This is a genomic window from Glycomyces algeriensis (assembly GCF_027622855.1).
Taxonomy (GTDB): domain Bacteria; phylum Actinomycetota; class Actinomycetes; order Mycobacteriales; family Micromonosporaceae; genus Glycomyces; species Glycomyces algeriensis.
Genome location: NZ_JAPZVR010000018.1, coordinates 39,265 through 55,822, shown reverse-complemented (window position 1 = coordinate 55,822; position 16,558 = coordinate 39,265). Strand labels below are relative to the sequence as shown.

16 protein-coding genes and 1 tRNA gene are annotated in these 16,558 nt (G+C 71.5%); 9 read left to right on the top strand and 8 right to left on the bottom strand.

Going from position 1 to position 16,558, the window contains the following annotated elements; translation table 11 throughout:
• Positions 1-117: 117 nt before the first annotated feature.
• Both O2L52_RS22185 and O2L52_RS22180 read right to left on the bottom strand, forming a co-directional pair.
• Complete coding sequence (locus tag O2L52_RS22185) at positions 118-2,085, bottom strand: FtsX-like permease family protein (RefSeq protein WP_270118299.1); 1,968 nt, start codon at positions 2,083-2,085, stop codon at positions 118-120.
• A complete protein-coding gene (locus O2L52_RS22180; RefSeq protein ID WP_270118298.1) occupies positions 2,082-3,362 on the bottom strand; it encodes an ABC transporter ATP-binding protein in 1,281 nt (426 codons plus the stop codon). The genes O2L52_RS22185 and O2L52_RS22180 overlap by 4 nt, the downstream gene beginning before the upstream one ends.
• 223 nt (positions 3,363-3,585) lie before the next feature.
• Between O2L52_RS22180 and O2L52_RS22175 the strand changes: the two genes are divergently transcribed.
• A complete protein-coding gene (locus O2L52_RS22175; protein WP_270118297.1) occupies positions 3,586-4,791 on the top strand; it encodes a sensor histidine kinase in 1,206 nt (401 codons plus the stop codon).
• A 78-nt stretch (positions 4,792-4,869) separates the two neighbouring features.
• On the opposite strand, the gene O2L52_RS22170 is transcribed toward O2L52_RS22175, so the two are convergent.
• Positions 4,870-4,954, bottom strand: a tRNA-Tyr gene (locus tag O2L52_RS22170).
• A gap of 198 nt (positions 4,955-5,152) precedes the next feature.
• On the opposite strand from O2L52_RS22170, the gene O2L52_RS22165 reads away from it, so the two are divergent.
• Both O2L52_RS22165 and O2L52_RS22160 read left to right on the top strand, forming a co-directional pair.
• The gene (locus tag O2L52_RS22165) at positions 5,153-5,644 is read left to right on the top strand and encodes a YajQ family cyclic di-GMP-binding protein (RefSeq protein WP_270118295.1); all 492 of its coding nucleotides are present in this window, start codon (positions 5,153-5,155) and stop codon (positions 5,642-5,644) included.
• Between the two features lie 10 nt (positions 5,645-5,654).
• Entirely contained in the window at positions 5,655-5,798 is a 144-nt protein-coding gene (locus O2L52_RS22160) for a hypothetical protein (RefSeq protein ID WP_270118293.1), read from the top strand.
• A 1-nt stretch (position 5,799) separates the two neighbouring features.
• Here O2L52_RS22160 and recD2 read toward each other — a convergent pair whose 3' ends face one another.
• Together recD2 and O2L52_RS22150 are read right to left on the bottom strand one after the other, a co-directional pair.
• Positions 5,800-8,022, bottom strand: coding sequence for an SF1B family DNA helicase RecD2 (recD2, locus tag O2L52_RS22155; protein WP_270118291.1), 2,223 nt, complete (start codon positions 8,020-8,022; stop codon positions 5,800-5,802).
• A gap of 83 nt (positions 8,023-8,105) precedes the next feature.
• Positions 8,106-9,644, bottom strand: coding sequence for an alanine/glycine:cation symporter family protein (locus O2L52_RS22150; protein WP_270118289.1), 1,539 nt, complete (start codon positions 9,642-9,644; stop codon positions 8,106-8,108).
• 107 nt (positions 9,645-9,751) lie between these two features.
• Between O2L52_RS22150 and O2L52_RS22145 the strand changes: the two genes are divergently transcribed.
• On the top strand, positions 9,752-10,444 hold the full coding sequence (locus O2L52_RS22145) for an exonuclease domain-containing protein (RefSeq protein ID WP_270118288.1): 693 nt from the start codon (positions 9,752-9,754) through the stop codon (positions 10,442-10,444).
• A gap of 429 nt (positions 10,445-10,873) precedes the next feature.
• On the opposite strand, the gene O2L52_RS22140 is transcribed toward O2L52_RS22145, so the two are convergent.
• Positions 10,874-11,587, bottom strand: a complete 714-nt coding sequence (locus tag O2L52_RS22140; protein WP_270118286.1) for a hypothetical protein — start codon at positions 11,585-11,587, stop codon at positions 10,874-10,876.
• Between the two features lie 428 nt (positions 11,588-12,015).
• Here O2L52_RS22140 and O2L52_RS22135 point away from each other — a divergent pair, with 428 nt between their 5' ends.
• The 4 genes from O2L52_RS22135 (at position 12,016) to O2L52_RS22120 (ending at position 15,093) form a co-directional block, all read left to right on the top strand.
• The gene (locus O2L52_RS22135; RefSeq protein WP_270118284.1) at positions 12,016-12,513 is read left to right on the top strand and encodes a CarD family transcriptional regulator; all 498 of its coding nucleotides are present in this window, start codon (positions 12,016-12,018) and stop codon (positions 12,511-12,513) included.
• A gap of 98 nt (positions 12,514-12,611) precedes the next feature.
• Complete coding sequence (ispF, locus tag O2L52_RS22130; RefSeq protein ID WP_344471688.1) at positions 12,612-13,070, top strand: 2-C-methyl-D-erythritol 2,4-cyclodiphosphate synthase; 459 nt, start codon at positions 12,612-12,614, stop codon at positions 13,068-13,070.
• A gap of 21 nt (positions 13,071-13,091) precedes the next feature.
• Positions 13,092-13,943, top strand: coding sequence for a tetratricopeptide repeat protein (locus O2L52_RS22125; RefSeq protein ID WP_270118282.1), 852 nt, complete (start codon positions 13,092-13,094; stop codon positions 13,941-13,943).
• Between the two features lie 55 nt (positions 13,944-13,998).
• Complete coding sequence (locus O2L52_RS22120) at positions 13,999-15,093, top strand: fumarylacetoacetate hydrolase family protein (RefSeq protein ID WP_270118280.1); 1,095 nt, start codon at positions 13,999-14,001, stop codon at positions 15,091-15,093.
• Between the two features lie 81 nt (positions 15,094-15,174).
• Here O2L52_RS22120 and O2L52_RS22115 read toward each other — a convergent pair whose 3' ends face one another.
• Both O2L52_RS22115 and O2L52_RS22110 read right to left on the bottom strand, forming a co-directional pair.
• Positions 15,175-15,657 carry a RidA family protein gene (locus tag O2L52_RS22115; RefSeq protein ID WP_270118278.1) on the bottom strand — a complete coding sequence of 161 codons (483 nt, stop codon included), beginning with the start codon at positions 15,655-15,657 and terminating at the stop codon, positions 15,175-15,177.
• A gap of 2 nt (positions 15,658-15,659) precedes the next feature.
• On the bottom strand, positions 15,660-15,818 hold the full coding sequence (locus O2L52_RS22110; protein ID WP_205325936.1) for a hypothetical protein: 159 nt from the start codon (positions 15,816-15,818) through the stop codon (positions 15,660-15,662).
• A 122-nt stretch (positions 15,819-15,940) separates the two neighbouring features.
• Here O2L52_RS22110 and O2L52_RS22105 point away from each other — a divergent pair, with 122 nt between their 5' ends.
• A complete protein-coding gene (locus O2L52_RS22105) occupies positions 15,941-16,555 on the top strand; it encodes a hypothetical protein (RefSeq protein ID WP_270118277.1) in 615 nt (204 codons plus the stop codon).
• Positions 16,556-16,558 lie beyond the last annotated feature (3 nt).

Here is a 16,558-nt window from a genome sequence, read left to right as displayed (position 1 = left end):
AGCGCGAGCAACTTAGGTTTCCCTAACTATCACATTCGGAAACCGGGCGCCGCCAGTGGGATGGGACACGGACCGGGGCCGCCACACCCCCAGCGTGACGGCCCCGGAGCTTTTCGATCAATCCGGTCGAGGGCTCACGTCCTGCATGACCGAGCGCAGCAGCGGCCGCGACAGGGCCCCGGCCGCGATCACCGCGGCGACGCCGACCGCCACCGTGGCGCCGAGGATCAGCGCGCCGCTCGCGTCGAAGCCCATCCCGCCGATGACCGGCGAGGTCAGGACCATCCCGGTCAGGATCGACGCGCCGCCGATGATCCCCAGCGGCAGCAGGGTCTCCTGGCGGCGGGCCCGGTCGAGGACGCGCTGCTCCGTCCCGGCGAGGTGCAGCAGCCGGTAGGTCTGGCGGCGGTCCAGGACCGAGCCGATGGCGCTGATCGCCGCCGACACGGCCGCGGTCAGGAACACGACCGCGAGCACGACCGTGACGCCGGTGCGGACGGAGCCGACGAGCCGGTTCGACATGATGCTCGAATCGACCTCGCGTTCGGGCGGGTTTCCTGGCAGGGCCGCGGTCATGGTGCTGCGCACCGCTTCCAGCTGCGAACCGGACGTGGTCGCCTCGAGCACCACCTGTCCGTCACCGCCCGTGAGGTACCCGCTGGACTCGACCACCGCGACCTCGGCCGCGTCGCCGAGCCGACCGGACAGGTCGGCGGCGAGGGCGTCCGCCTCGGAGTCGGGGACCAGGACGGCCACCGACTCCGTTTCCCGCGCGCTCGTGTCCGTCTGCAGCATCGGGAACATCGCGACCGAGCCGGCCACGAACCCCGCGATCGCGACCCCCGCGACCGCTCGCCACGCGGACTTCGGATCGTCCGCGAGCCGCCGGGCCGCCAGCAGCCGCGACGGGCCCCGCGCCGTCCGGGCCAGGATCCGGCCCAGCTTCTGCACGATCCAGGGACCCACGAGGTTCACCGCCGCGAGCGTCCCCGCGAACAGGCCGATGAGGACCACCACGACGATCATGTCGCCGCCCATGAGGTTCGTGCCGACCATGAACGCGACCGCGAGCACCGCGAACACGACCAGGCGGATCGCCTTGAGGCCCTTGGTCTTCACGCGCCGCGCCACCCCGAGCGGGCTGATCACGACGCCGCGCAGGCCGATGAGCGCCGAGACGGCCACCAGGACCGGCACCGCGAGCGCCACCACGAGCATCCACGGCGCCCCGGCCCACAGGTCGCTCACATACCAGCGCCCGCCGTCGATCGGGATGAGCGCCACCAGCGGCGTCACCGCCATCCACGCGAGCGTGCCCGCGATCGCCCCCGCCGCGGCGGCGAGCGTCGTCTCGATCAACGTGAGCCGCATGACCTGGCCCGGAGTAGCCCCGATCAGGCGCAGCGTGGCGAGCCGCTCGTCACGGCGGGCCACGGTGAGCCGCGCGGCGGCCGCGCCGAACACCGCGGCGGGCACGGCCATGAGGATCGCGGCCAGGACCATGAGGATCATGTAGAACCCGTACACGGTGTCGGCGTTCCCGACCGCGAACGAGTCGACCCCCCTGGGCGACACGCCGTCCGCGCTGGTCCGCTCGGCGGTCATCGCCGGATCGGCGGCGTCGCGGCCGACCACGGCCACGAGCTCGTTCGGGTGCGCGAGCGCCTCGGCGCCGAGTTCACCGGCGATGCGCGCATCGCCGTAGCGGGCGAGGAAGTCGGAGGCGGGAACGCCTTCCAGCAGGTCGGCCGCCGCCGGGGAGAGCCAGACCTCGCCCGGTGCCGGGAACGCGTCCATGCCGGGCGGGACGGGCGCGTCACCGCTCAAGGCGGCGAGGTCCACACGGGCGACCGAGTCGCCGCCGAAGTAGTCGGAAGCCGTGGCGATGATCGCCGCACCGCTGCCGGACGCGGCGGCCGGGTCGCGCCAAGCAGTGCGGTCGGCGCGCTCGTCGAACGCGAAGTTCCCGGCCACCGCGAACTGGAGCAGCAGTGTCGCCACGGCGACGGCGAGCGCGGTCAGGCCCGTGCTCAGGAGGGCGCTGCGGCCCCCGAGGCGGGTGAGCCGCCAGGCGAGCTCGGTCATCGCCACACCTCGACGACCGATTCGGGACCGAAGTCCGGGCCCGCGGGACGACGCGCGGCGGACGACGCGCCACCCGCGATCCACCCGAAGCCCTTCGCCGGACCGCGAACGGACCCGCCGCTGCTCCGCACCCCAGAGGCGCCGCCGTCCCGGGCCGCGCCGGACGCGAACGCGTCGCCACCGCGACCGACCGTTCGGACCTGCGTTACCGCGTCGCCACCACCGAGCCCCGCATTCGGCACCGCCGAACCGGCGGCACTGCCGCCGCCAGAGGCAAACGCGTCGCCACCGCAGCCGACCGTTCGGGCCTGCGTTTCCGCGTCGGCACCACCGAGCCCCGGATTCGGCACCGCAGAACCGACAGCGCTGCCGCCGCCAGAGGCCGCGTCGCCGCCGCGAGCCCCCTGGGCCCCTGCCGCGACCGATCCCGCCGCAAACGTGACCGGGCTCGAACCCGAGTCGCTCTGCGCCCCAGCCGAATCCAACCCGTCGACTGCCGGAGTGCCGTGCCGCACCGGGAGCGCGTTCGCGCCCTGCGGCGCCGAACCGGCCCGCAGGCCCGCGGCGACCGGCTCGTGCGCGCTCTCGCCCTCGCCGTCGCCGGTCCGCGGCGTGCCGCTGAGGCGACCGTCGCGGATCTCGATGGTCCGGGTGCAGCGCGCGGCGATCCGCGGGTCGTGCGTGACCACGACCAGCGCCGCGTCGAGTTCTCTGACCGTGTCGAGCAGGATCCCCATCACCTGGTCGCCGGTGGCGCGGTCGAGCGCGCCGGTCGGCTCGTCCGCGAACACCACCGCCGGGCGGACCACGAGCGCCCTGGCGAGCGCGACCCGCTGGGCCTCGCCGCCGGACAGCTCGCCGGGACGCCGGCCCTCCTTGCCCTCCAGGCCGAGCCGCCGCAGCTCCGCACGGGCCGGCTCCAGCGCGGTCCTGCGCGGCGTGCCGCCGAGCATGAGCGGCAGGGCCACGTTCTCGTCCGCCGGCAGCTCCGGCAGGAGCTGGCCGAACTGGAACAGGAACGCGAAGCGGGTGCGACGCAGGTGGCTGCGCTGGCGCTCGGAGAGCGTGTCGATGCGCTCGTCGAAGAGGCGCACCTCGCCCGAGTCGGGCCGCATGATCCCGGCCAGGCAGTGCAGGAGGGTCGACTTGCCGGAGCCGCTGGGCCCGGTCACGGCCACGGACTCGCCGGGGCCGATGGTGAAGTCCACGCCGTCGAGGGCGGGTGCGGTGCCGAAGCGCTTGGTGAGGGCGCGGGCGGTGAGCATCGGGGGCCTCATCGCCGGGCCTCCTCTTCGGTCGAGATGAAGGGAAGCGCCGTGCCCGCGATGAGGAACGCGAGGGTGAGCACCAGGCTCACGACCATGCTGATCTCCAGAAATTCGTTCATGGCACCAGCTTCGCCCGGCACGGGAGTCCGCCGCCTCGGCTCGCGGGCCGGTTTCGGGCGGCACGGGTCGGCCGTTCGACCGAGGGTCCCGGAAAGGCGGTTACCGTCGTGGCATGACCTCCACGTCCGCGTCGCGCGCCCTGCACGGCCGGTTCAACCGGCTCGTGATGCTGCTGCTCAAGATCTTCATCATCGGGAGCCTGCTGCTGGTCCTCGCGGCCGAACTGTCGTCGAGCGCGCCAGGGAAGCGGCCGCCGTTCGTCGACTGGTCCTCCTGGATCCAGGCGGCCGTATCGCTGTTCGTGATCGGCGTATACGTCTGGTACCGGCCCGGGCGGAAACGGTGGATCGCGGCCGCGTCACTCGCGTCGCTCGCGGCGACGGGTTTCGACGTCGTCTACGACCAGGGCGTGCGCGGGGTCGGGACGGCCGAGCTGCTGGCGCTGGGCCTGCTCATGCTCTTCTCGGTGCGGCACTGGGACGCCCCGCCCGGCCGGTGGGTCGCCTTCGCCAACGGCGCGGCGGTCATGCTCATCGGATACCGGCTGTTCGCCGGCACCGAGGGCACCGCGGTCGGCGGCACGGTCATGATCTTCATGGCGATGATGACGATGATCGGGTTCGGCGCATACCTGCGCAGCCTCGACAAGCTGCGGCGCGAGACGCAGGAAGAGGTGCGGCAGGCCGAGCGGCTCGAGCTCGCCCGCGAGATGCACGACTTCGTCGCGCACCACGTCACGGGCATGGTGGTGCTCGCGCAGGCCGCACAGGTGACCAACACGGACCCCAAGAAGGCGTTCGCGGACATCGAGGAGGCCGGGCTCGCCGCGCTCACCTCGATGCGGCGCATGGTGAAGATGCTCCGCAACGACGACGGGGGCGCGGGCACCAACCCGCTCGGGGACCTCGCGCAGATCGAGGACCTGGTGGAGCGGTTCAACCGCGAGGGCACCGACACGACCTGCTTCATCTCGCCGGAGCTGGCAGGCAGCGCGGTCGCGCCGGAGATCGCGGCGACGGCGCACCGGATCGTGCGGGAGGCCCTCACGAACGTGCGCAAGCACGCCCGCGGGGCGACCCGCGTGCGCGTCGTGGTCGCGGCCGCGAGCGGCAACGGGCTCGAGGTGTCAGTGCGCGACGACGGCCGCGCCGCGCGCGGCAGACTCTCCGACTCCGGCGGCGGCATGGGCCTGCTCGGCCTCGGCGAACGCGTCGAAGCGGTCGGGGGCCAGCTCAGGGCCCAGGTTCGGCCCGAAGGCGGCTGGGAGACGGCCGCCTGGCTCCCCCGCGCGGCCGCCGAAGCCGCGCCCCAGCACTGAAATCCTATAGGATATATGGTGTAGGATCCGGGCACAGCAGAAAGGCCCGCGACCTGGTGGTCGCGGGCCTTCCGCTACTGGTGGCAGGTGCAGGATTCGAACCTGCGAAGTCGATGACGGCTGATTTACAGTCAGCTCCCTTTGGCCACTTGGGTAACCTGCCGCGGCTTGTAGCGAGAGCAAGAATAACCTCTCCTCCGCAGGCGCGCGCAAGCGGGTTATCCCCAGTTGAGACGGCGTTCACTGCGGCCGGGCCGCAATGCGCCCGCCCGGGCCGGTGGGACAGGACTAAGCTTGGCGGTCGCGCCCCTCGCGCCGCCCCACGCTGAGCCTTGAAACCGCAAGGAAGGACCGGACTGCCATGGCTGACGCCTCGTTCGACATCGTCTCCGAGATCGATCTGGCCGAGCTCGACAACGCGATCAACCAGACCCAGCGCGAGCTGGCCACCCGGTTCGACTTCCGGGGCACCGGCGCGACCGTCGAGCGCTCCGGCGACGAGGCGGCGCTGATCACGGCCGAGACCGAGGACCGCGTGAAGGCGGCCCTCGAGGTGCTCAAGGAGAAGCTGATCAAGCGCGGGATCTCCCTGAAGGCCCTGGACGCGGACGAGCCGCGCCAGTCGGGCAAGGAGACCAAGATCGACGTGACCTTCAAGCAGGGCATCTCGACCGAGGACGCGAAGAAGATCGGCAAGATCATCCGCGACGAGGGCCCCAAGGGCGTCAAGCCCCAGGTCCAGGGCGACAAGCTCCGCGTCACGGGCAAGAAGCGCGACGACCTGCAAGAGGTCATCAGCCTGCTCAAGGGCAAGGACCTCGAGGTCGCGCTCCAGTTCACCAACTACCGCTGACGCCACGCCCGTGAGCCGCGATCCGAACGTCGCACTGGTGGCGCTGGTCCTCATGCTCATAGGCGGGTCGATCGCCGCGATCGTCGGCGCGCTGCGCGCGGACCGCCGGGCCCGGAAGCCCTCCGGCGAGGCCTCCGGCCCCGACGAGGACTGAGTCAGCCCGCCAGGCGGTGCGTGAGGCCCGTGTAGCGCTTGCCGGTCCCCTTGGTGCGCACGGCGACCGCCAGGGCCTGCTTCGAGCCGACGAGCACCACGAGGCGCTTCGCGCGCGTGATGGCGGTGTAGAGCAGGTTGCGCTGCAGCATGGTCCAGGCGCTCGTGGTCACCGGGATGACGACGGCGGGGTACTCCGAGCCCTGCGAGCGGTGGACGGTGATGGCGTAGGCGTGCACGAGCTCGTCGAGTTCGGCGAACTCGTAGTCGACCTCCTCGTCCTCGTCGGTGCGCACGGTCATGGTCTGGGCGGCCGCGTCGATGGCCTGGACGAGCCCCACGGTGCCGTTGAAGACCCCCGCCTTACCCTTCGTGTAGTTGTTGCGGATCTGGATCACCTTGTCGCCCAAGCGGAAGACACGGCCGCCGTGGCGGCGTTCGGGCAGGCCCTCCTTCGCGGGCGCGAGCGCCTCCTGGAGGCGGGCGTTGAGGTTCCCGGCGCCGGGGCCGCCGCGGTGCATGGGGGTGAGGACCTGGACGTCGCGCACCGGGTGGACGCCGAACCGCTTCGGGATGCGGTGGGCGACGATCTCGACCACGCGGTCGGCGACCTGCTCGTTGTCGTCGCACACGAACCAGAAGAAGTCCGGGTAACCCTCGAGTTCGGGGAGCACCCCGTGGTTCACCTTGTGGGCGTTGGCGACCACGCCCGACTCGGCGGCCTGGCGGAAGATGCGGGTGAGGCGCACGCGCGGGATCGCGGGCGCGGCGAGGAGGTCGCGGAGGACTTCGCCGGCGCCGACGCTGGGGAGCTGGTCGACGTCCCCGACGAGCAGGAGGTGCGCGCCGGGCGGGACGGCCTTCACGAGCTTGTTCGCGAGGACCGTGTCGAGCATGGACGACTCGTCGACGACGAGCAGGTCGACGTCGAGGGGGTTCTCGCGGTCGTAGGCGGCGTCGCCGCCGGGCCGCAGTTCGAGCATCCGGTGGAGGGTGCGGGCCTCGAAGCCGGTGAGCTCGGCGAGGCGCTTCGCGGCGCGGCCGGTGGGGGCGGCGAGCATGACCTTGGCGCCCTTGGCCTTCGCGAGGGCCACGATCGAGGCGACGGTGAAGCTCTTGCCGCAGCCGGGCCCGCCGGTCAGGACCGCCACGTTCTCCGTGAGCGCGAGGCGCACGGCCTCGGCCTGCTCGGGCGCGAGCTCGGCGTCGGAGCGCCGTCCCAGCCACGCGAAGGCCTTGTCCCAGTCGACGTCCGCGAAGGCCGGGAGCCGGTCCTCGCCGGTGCGCAGCAGCGTGGTGAGCCCGGCGGCGAGGCCGCGTTCGGCGTGGAAGAACGGCGCGAGATAGCGGGCGGGGACCGTGGAGTCCTTCGCGGGCACCTCGTCGGCGATCACGTACTCGCCTTGGGCGGCGAGCTCATCCAGTGCCTTGGCGACGGGGCCCGGTTCGAGGCCGAGGAGCTCCACGGTGTCGGCGACGAGGTTCGGGGCGGGGAGGAAGCAGTGGCCGGCGTCCGAGGCCTGCGAGAGCGTGTACTGGAGGGCCGCTTTGATGCGCTCGGGGGCGTCGTGGGGGATGCCGACGGCGCGGGCGATCGAGTCGGCGGTGCGGAACCCGATGCCCCACACCTCGTTCGCGAGACGGTACGGCTCGTTCTTGACGACCCCGATGGCGGCGTCCCCGTACTGCTTGTAGACGCGCACGGCGAGCGAGGTGGAGACCTCCACGGACTGGAGGAAGACCATGACCTCCTTGATGGCCCGCTGCTCCTCCCAGGCCGCCGCGATCAGCTTGGTGCGCTTGGGGCCGAGGCCGGGGACCTCGATGAGGCGGGCGGGGTCGGCGTCGATGACCTCGAGGGTCTGCACGCCGAAGTGGGCCGTGATCTTCGCGGCGGTCTTGGGCCCGACCCCTTTGATGAGGCCGGACCCCAAGTACCGCTCGATGCCCTGGACGGTGGCGGGGAGGACCGTGCGGTAGGACCGGACCTCGAACTGGCGGCCGTACTTCGGGTGGCTGGACCAGCGGCCCGTGAGCGACAGCGACTCGCCTACCTGGGCGCCCAGGAGCGGCCCGACGACGGAGACGAGGTCGCCGCCGCCGCGCGCCGGACTGGCGCGGGCGATGGTGTACCCGGTCTCCTCGTTCGCGTAGGTGACGCGCTCGAGCACCGCCTCCAGGGTCGTGGTGTGCTCAGTCGTCCCACCGCTTCGGGGTTCCGCCATGGGACCACGGTAGACAATGCCGATTCACGGCTCGCAAGCGTCGCCGAGAGCGGGTGTTCACGCCCCTTCGCGCGACTCCCGTGTCAGTCCCGGTCGAGGACGAGGCGGTGCGTGGCCGTGGGCGGGTCGTCGGTCGCGCCGTCCAAGGCGTTCGTGGGCAGCAGGCGCCAGTCCGGGCGGGCGAAGAACGCCTTGGTCTCGCGGTAGACCACCGGGGTCAGGATCAAGAGCCCGATCAGGTTCGGCAGCGCCATCAGCCCGTTCGCGATGTCGGAGAGCCCCCAGAGCAGGTCGAGGCTGGTGACCGCGCCGAGGTAGGACACGAGCACGTACACGATCCGGTAGGGCAGGATCAGCGCCCGGCCCGTGTACCGCTCGAGGCACTTCTCGCCGTAGTAGGACCAGCCGATGATCGTGGAGAACGCGAACGTGGCGAGTCCGACGGCGACGATGAAGCCGCCGATCGCGCCGCCCGTCGTGCCCGGTCCGCCCAGGCCCTCCTCGAACGCGAGGCGCGTCAGCGCGGAGGAGGTGACGAGCTCGCCGTCGGCGTCGACCGCGCCGAGCACGCCGGTGGAGATGACGACGAGGCCGGTCAGGGTGACGACGACGATCGTGTCGATGAACGTCTGCGTCATCGAGACCATCGCCTGGCGCACCGGCTGGTCGGTCCTGGCGGCCGCGGCGGCGATGCCGCCGGTGCCCAGGCCCGACTCGTTCGAGAAGATGCCGCGCGCGAATCCGATCTGGATCGTCAGGAGGATGGCCGATCCGGTGAAGCCGCCGACGGCCGCGCCGCCGGTGAAGGCCTGCTCGAAGACCATCGCGAACGTCGTCCCGAGCACGTCCCAGTTGAACGCGAGCACCGTGAGCGCACCGAGCACGTAGAACACGATCATGAAGGGCACCAGCGCCGCGGCGACGTGGCCGATCCACTTGATGCCGCCGAGGATCGTCACGCCGACGAGCACGAAGATGACCAGTCCGGTCAGCTGCGGGGTCCACCACGAGTCGGCGGGCAGCTGCGCGTCGAGGGCGCTCGTGACGTTCCCGGACTGGACCGCGTTGCCGATGCCGAATGACGCGATCACGCCGAACAGCGCGAAGAGGAACGCGAGGACTTTGCCGACGGGTCCGCGGATGCCGTCGGAGAGGTACCGCTGGGGTCCGCCCGACTGCTCGCCGTTCTTGTTGGTCACGCGGTACTTGACGCCCAGGAGCGCCTCGGAGTACTTGGTGGCCATGCCGAGGAAGCCGGTCACCCACATCCAGAACAGGGCGCCGGGGCCGCCGATCGCGATCGCCGCGCCCACGCCGCCGATGTTGCCGACGCCCACCGTGGCCGCGAGCGCCACCGAGAGGGCCTGGTAATGGCTCAGGTCCCCCTTGGACGCCGCGTTCTCGTTGCGTTTGAACAGCGCCAGCCAGAGGGCGTAGCCGAGTTTGGTGAACTGGATGCCCCTGAGCACGATCGTGAAGATGAGGCCCACGGCGAACAGCGTGAAGATGAGTACGGGGCCCCACACCGCTTCGCCCACGGTCGCCACCGCCGAGCCGTACTCCTCGTTGAGGCCGTCCGCCCAGGACTGGACGGCATTCGTTACAGGGTCGAGGAAGTCCATGAAGTCCACATGCTCCTTTCGGGGATGGTATGCACGGAAAAGTCGGGGTGCTCCCGCGCCCGCAGAGCATATAGGGGATTGTCGGACCCTCCCGGTACGGTGTGGCCATGAGCGAACGATGGTTTGAGGGACCCCTCCTGGGCTTCGACACCGAGACGACGGGTGTCGCGCTGGACCGGGACCGGATCGTCCAGGCGGCGCTGGTGAGCGGCCCCCACCCCGGTGTCGAGACGCCGCGCACCTGGCTGATCGACCCCGGCGTGCCGATCCCGCCGGGGGCCACGCGGGTCCACGGGATCACCGACGAGCAGGTGCGGGCGGACGGGCTCGCCCCCGCCGAGGCCCTCGCGGAGGTCGCTGCGGCGCTGCGCGGGGCCGTGGACGCCGGGGTGCCGGTGGTCGCGTTCCGGGCCGGCTTCGACTGCACGCTCCTCTCGTACGAGTTGGAGCGGCACGGCATCGAGCAACCGGACTGGGCCCGGATGGCGATCGTGGACCCTTCGGTGCTCGACAAGCGCGTGGACCGGTACCGCAAGGGGAAGCGGACCCTGGGCGTGACGGCCGCGCATTACGGTGTGGCGCATTCGGAGGCGCACTCTGCGGCGGGCGACGCTGTCGCGACTGTGGCCCTGGCGCGCGCGATCGGCGCGATGTACCCGGAGGTCGGGGGCCTGACAGCGCCGGAGCTGCATGCGGGGCAGGTGCTGTGGCACGCCGAGGACGCCGCGAGCCTGGAGGCGTACTTCCGCCGCAAGGGCCGTGAGGAGGCGGTGGACGGCCGCTGGCCTCTGTGCCGCTGAACCGGCGAGGGCGGGCTCCGGGGGCCCTCGGTCAGCTGGGCTGGATAGGCCGCGATGCGCGGGCCCCTCGGTCTGCTGAGCCGGTGAGGGCAGTCTCCGCGGGCCCTCGGTCCGCTGAACCGGCCAGGCCGCGATGCGTGGGCCCTCGGTCCGCTGAGCCGGTGAGCCGGTGAGCCGGTGAGGGCAGTCTCCGCGGGCCCTCTCGTGCCGCTGGACCGGTGAGGGCGCTCTGCTCGGCCCTCAGCGCGATCCGGTTCGGACCTGAGCGGTTCGCTGCGGCCGTTCTACCGTCCACAACCCCCACCCACCACTAGAGGGGAAAGACTGCGCCGATCGTGGCAACCGGGTCCGACAGAAAACCGGCCGAACGAACCACTGAGGGCCCCGATTCACTCGATCGGGGCCCTCAGTGCAAGCGTGGTTCGCGTTCTAGTGGCCTTCGGCCGGCTCCTCGGGCTCGTAGTACGAGCGCTCCTCGGCCTCGAGCGACTGGCCGACCGGGAGGTCGGCGTCGAACGTCGTGCCGTCGGTGAACGTGAAGGTGATCGTGACCGTGTCCCCGGAGACGAGCTCCTCCTGCAGGTCCTCGATCAGGAAGTAGGTGCCGGCCTCGACGCCCTGGTCGAGGCGTACGTAACCGGCCGGGGCGATGGCGATGGGCTCGTAGGCCTCTTCGCCGTCGAACCCTTCGGCCGCGGGGGCCCCGGTGGTCGCGTCGGCGCTGGGCTCCTCGGTGGACTCCGCGCCGGTGGTCTCATCGCCGGCGGGGGTCTCGCTCGAGCCCTCGCGGGCTTCCTCCATGGCCTCGGCGGCCTGGGCGGCGGGGTCGACGTACGTCACCGTGCCGGCCTCGGAGGTGATGCTCGCGAGGCTGATCTCCTCGTTGCCCTCGTTGCCGATCCACAGGCGCAGGGCCGCGTCGTCACCGGCGGCGTAGCCCTCGGCGGAGCTGAACTCGACCTGCAGGTCGCGCAGCGCGATCGTGCCCTCGTCGATGTTGACGCCGGCGATCGCGCTGTCTTTGACCTCGGTCTGGGCGCCCAGACTCGCGCCGCATGCGGACAGAGCGGTCGCAGCGGCGCCCGCGATCGCGATGGCGGCCGCGCGACGAACCGTGATCGCCGTGCTGATTCCCCTGACCACTGCTGGTCCTCCCTGAGTTCCGACAGGCATGCTGACGACAGCGTAGACGACGAGCACTCCTCGCTTCCCTTGGCCGGGCGCGAGGCGAGCCCTGGATCTCACCCAGGCCCGCGGAGCACCCTCTTCCGCTGCGGCGCAACGAAATCACCCCGCTGAGCGATCATCGCGCCAGGTCCCCGCCCCGGCCGCCGAGGCCGCACTCCGCGAACGGACGCCATTGAGGAGCGGCCCGGCGGCCGCGTCGGACGGGTCGGACACGAAAGAGGGACGCAGGCCTCATTTGTCTCCTCTGCCCGCCGCCCGGAAGCCCAAGGTGCCGTAGAGTAATCAGTCACATACCAATTGACCAGGGAATTCGCGGCGATCCGCTGTCGGGGAAACCCCCGATCCCGTGTTAAGCTGGACACAGCGAAAGGGGTTTCGATCCTATGGGTTTTAGTGTCGGCGAGACCGTTGTCTACCCCCACCACGGGGCCGCACTCGTTGAAGCTGTAGAGACTCGCACCATCGGCGGTATCGAACAGGAATACCTCGTGCTGCGCGTCGAACAGGGTGACCTCACGGTCAAGGTTCCAGCCAAGAACGTCGAGCTCGTCGGCGTCCGGGAAGTCGTCGGCGCCGAAGGCCTCGAAGAGGTCTTCGAGGTGCTGCGCGCCCCGCACACCGAGGAGCCCACCAACTGGTCGCGGCGTTACAAGGCCAATGTCGAGAAGCTCGCCTCGGGCTCCCCGCTGAAAATAGCAGAGGTCGTGCGCGACCTGTGGCGGCGCGACCGCGAACGCGGACTCTCCGCCGGGGAGAAGCGCATGCTCTCCAAGGCCCGCGAGATCCTCACCGGCGAGATCGCCCTCGCCGAGGACTGCATCAAGACCGAGGCCGACAACATCCTCGACAAGGTCCTGCTCTCGGAGGCCCCGGTCAAGTAGCCGGTCCCCCGCAGAACCGCATCAGCGTGAGCTTCGATCACACCGAGGACTCCCACGAGCGCGCCAGCGCGAACGCGAGTCCCCATACGCCCTTCGTCATCGGGCACGGCAGCGACGTGCACCGCTTCGACGAGGGCCAACCATGCCGCCTCGCCTGCCTGCAATGGCCGGGCGAGGCCGGTTTGGCAGGACACTCCGACGGCGACGTGGCCGCCCACGCGGCCTGCGACGCCCTGCTCTCCGCCGCCGGCCTCGGCGACCTGGGCTCCAACTTCGGCACCGCCCGGCCCGAATGGGCCGGAGCCTCCGGCGCCGCCCTCCTCGACGAAACGGCCCGCCGCGTCCGCGCCGCGGGCTGGACCATCGGCAACGTGTCCGTGCAGGTCATCGGCAACCGCCCCAAGATCGGCCCGCGCCGCACCGAAGCCGAGACCGCCATGGCCGACGCCGTCGGCGCCCCCGTGCGCCTCTCCGCGACCACCACTGACGGCCTGGGCTTCACCGGACGAGGCGAAGGTCTCGCCGCGACCGCGGTAGCGTTGCTGTACCAGCACTGACCGCCATTCGGAAGTTATCCCATGGACGCAGACCCCACCCGCCGCACCGTCGCGGAGTACCTCAAACGCGCCGACATGCTGTACGACCTCGGCCAGGTCGCCGACGCCCGCGCGGAGGTCGACGCCGCCCTGCGCGTCGACCCCCTCGACCCCGACGCGAACGCCATGGCCGCCGCCTGCGCGCTCGCCGACCACGACCCCGACGAGGCGCTCACCTACGCCGGAGCCGCCCTCGCCCACGAACCAGGGCACCCGCGGGCGATGATCACCCGCGGCTACGCCCTCGCCGACACCGGCAGGCGCGACGAAGCCCTCCAGGCCGCCGCCAGCATGCTCGAACTCGACCGCCAGTCCTGGCAGCACCACGTCCACTACGCGCTCATCACCCGCCGCGCCGGCGCCGCCCAGCCCGCCCTCGACGCCGCGTGGAACGCCGTGAACCTCGCGCCCTCCCAGCCCCGCACGCACCTGGCACTGGCCGCGATCGCCGAGAGCCTCGACATGGACGACCTCGCGAAACGCTCGCGCCAGGCCGCCGAGGACCTCGAACCCGACCGCCTCGCAGGGGCCGAGGAGATCCTGCAGGGCTTCGCCCCCGGCGACCGCCTGCCGCCCGAGGCCCGCCGCACACCGCGCCGCTGGGTGGACGCCGACGCGGCCGATCCGGCCTGGCGCAGCAAGATCTACGGCACCGGCCTCTTCCGCGGGGCGCTCGGACGCTCCGTCCTCCTCGGCATCGCCGTCGTCTTCGCCGTCCCGGCCCTGCTCGGCAGTGAGATCGACCCCGGGGCGCGCCTCTTCTTCGCCGTCGTCGCCGTCGCCGCATGGGTGGGATGGTTCACAGTTCTGCGCAGGCACCGCAACCCCGAGTGACCTTTCCCGCGCGGCGCTCGTTACTCCTTCACCACGATCTTTGGAGGACGAGCTAGTGACGACCTGCTGGGTTCCCGGGGCCGACGAGAGTCCCTACAACATTCACAATCTCCCGTTCGGGGTCTTCTCGACCGCGGACGAGACCCTGCCGCGGATCGGCGTCCGCATCGGCGACCAGATCCTCGACATGCACAAGGCGGTCCTCTCGGGCGACTGCCAGACCTGCGCCGCCTGCACCGCCCTGCGCGACCCCGCCCTCAACCGGCTCCTGTCGCTCGGCAAGCCCGCCTGGAAGCAGATCCGGACCCAGGTCCAGGAGGCCCTCACCGAATCGAGCATCCGGGAGGTCGCGTCGAACTGGCTCACGCCGCTCGGCGACGCGATCATGCACGCCCCGCTCCTGGTGACCGACTACGTCGACTTCACCATGCGCGCGCCCGACGCCGCCCGCATCCACCCGCGCGCCTCCAACGGCCGCGCCTCGACGATCGTCCCCTCCGGGATGGACCTCGTGCGCCCCGCCGGGCACCGCCGCGGCGACGACGGCCAGCCCGCCTTCGGGCCCACCCGGGCCCTCGACATCGAAGCCGAGGTCGGCTTCCTCATCGGCGGCGAGACCGAGCTCGGCCGGCCCGTGTCCCCGGACGCGTTCGAGGACCACGTGTTCGGCGCGGTCCTCCTCAACGACTGGACCGCCCGCGACTTCGCCGAGCTCGAGACCGACGGGCTCGGCCCGTTCGCGTCCAAGTCGTTCGCGACCTCCATGAGCGCCTGGGTGACGCCCATCGAAGCGCTCGGCGCCGCTCGCACCGCCGCCCCCGAGCCCAAGGCTGACATGGCTTCCTACCTGAAGGAATCCGACCGGTACGGGTTCGACCTGCACCTGAGCATCGAGGTGAACGGCGTCGCCGTCGCCGGGGCCGACTTCGCCGAGTCCTACTGGACCCCCGCGCAGCAGCTCGCGCAGCTCACCTCCGGCGGCGCGCTCCTGCGCGCCGGCATGCTCTACGGCTCCGGCGAGGCCGTCACCGGCCAGTTCAACCTCGAGAACGGCGACACGGTGAAGGTCACCGCGACCGCCCCGGGCCCCCGCGGCACCACCATCGCCCTCGGCGAGGTCGAGACCCGCGTCCTGCCGTCCATCACCTGACGCGCGGCGGCCGCGCCCCGGACGCCCGGAACGCAAAACCGGCCGGTACCGCACGTGCGGTACCGGCCGGGAAACGAACGATCAGACCAGAACGGTCTTCGCACTCGGGGCGAGCTCGGCGATCAGCTCGACTTCGACCGGAGCGCCCAGCGGCAGCTCGGCCACGCCGACCGCGCTGCGCGCGTGCGTCCCGGCCTCGCCGAAGACCTCCCCGAGCAGCTCCGAAGCGCCGTTGAGCACCTTCGGCTGACCGGTGAACCCGGGCGCCGAAGCCACGAACCCGACGACCTTCACGATCCGCACGACCTGGTCCAGCGGCGCGATCGACGCCACCGCCGCCAGCGCGTTCAACGCGCAGATGCGTGCCAGGTCGTAACCCTGCTCGGGGTCGACCTCGGCCCCGACCTTGCCGGTCGCCACGAGCGAACCGTCGACCATCGGCAGCTGCCCCGAGGTGTACACGTAGTCCCCGGAGCGGACGGCCGGCTGGTAGGCGGCCAGCGGCTTCACGACCTCCGGCAGCGAGAGTCCCAGGCGCGCCAGCGCCTTGTCCACATCGGTCACCGCTACTGCTCCTTCTTGCGCTTGAAGTACGCCACGAGCTGCTCCGAGTTCTGGCCGGGCAGGACGGTCACCAGTTCCCAGCCTTCGTCCCCGAAGTTGTCGAGGATCATCTTGGTGTTGTGGATCAGCAGCGGCGCGGTGAGGTACTCCCATTTCTCCATGCGCCCACAGTACGGCGTCTTGATCAGACGGCGTCGCACCGCTACGCTCAGAGTGCGTCGCCTCCCCCGAAGTCCTTACGGTGCGCCGTCACGGACCGCACCAGTCGAACCAGGGAGTTCCCGTGTCGTCAGACACCAGTGCGCCGTCCTCGACCGCGCCATCTTCGGCTGCGCCTTTCTCGAAATCCGCGCCTCATGACGAACCGTCCGGCGATGCGACGGCGGCCCCGCCGCTCGAGAGCCACGGGCGGCACGTCCAGGAAGCCGCGACGCCCGGGCGGCACGAACCGCCGCGCGAGCGGCCGAACCGCCTGTGGACGTGGATCATCGCGGCCGCCGTCGCCGCGTTCTGCGTCGCGCTCGTCCTCGGCGCGATGCGCCTCTTCGTGGACGTCGCCGACGTCACCGACACGCCGGAGCGCACCGTCGACGCGTTCCTCGATGCGCTGCTCGGCCAGCGCGACGCCGAAGCCGCCGCCACCTGGCTGTGCGCCGACAAGGCCGACAGCGACCTGAGCGAGGCCGTCGCGGCCCTCTCGTTCCTCGACGGGCCCGGCGACTTCCATTGGGGCGAGGTCGAAGAGACGGGCCGGTCGGTCGGCGCGGCCACGGTCACCGCCGAGATCCGCGTCGGCGGCGGCGACGACGCCTTCTCGCACCCGGCCACGTGGGAGTTCGCGCTCGTGGCCGAGGAAGGCGAGCCGCAATGGCTCATCTGCGGGATCACCGCGGAATGACTA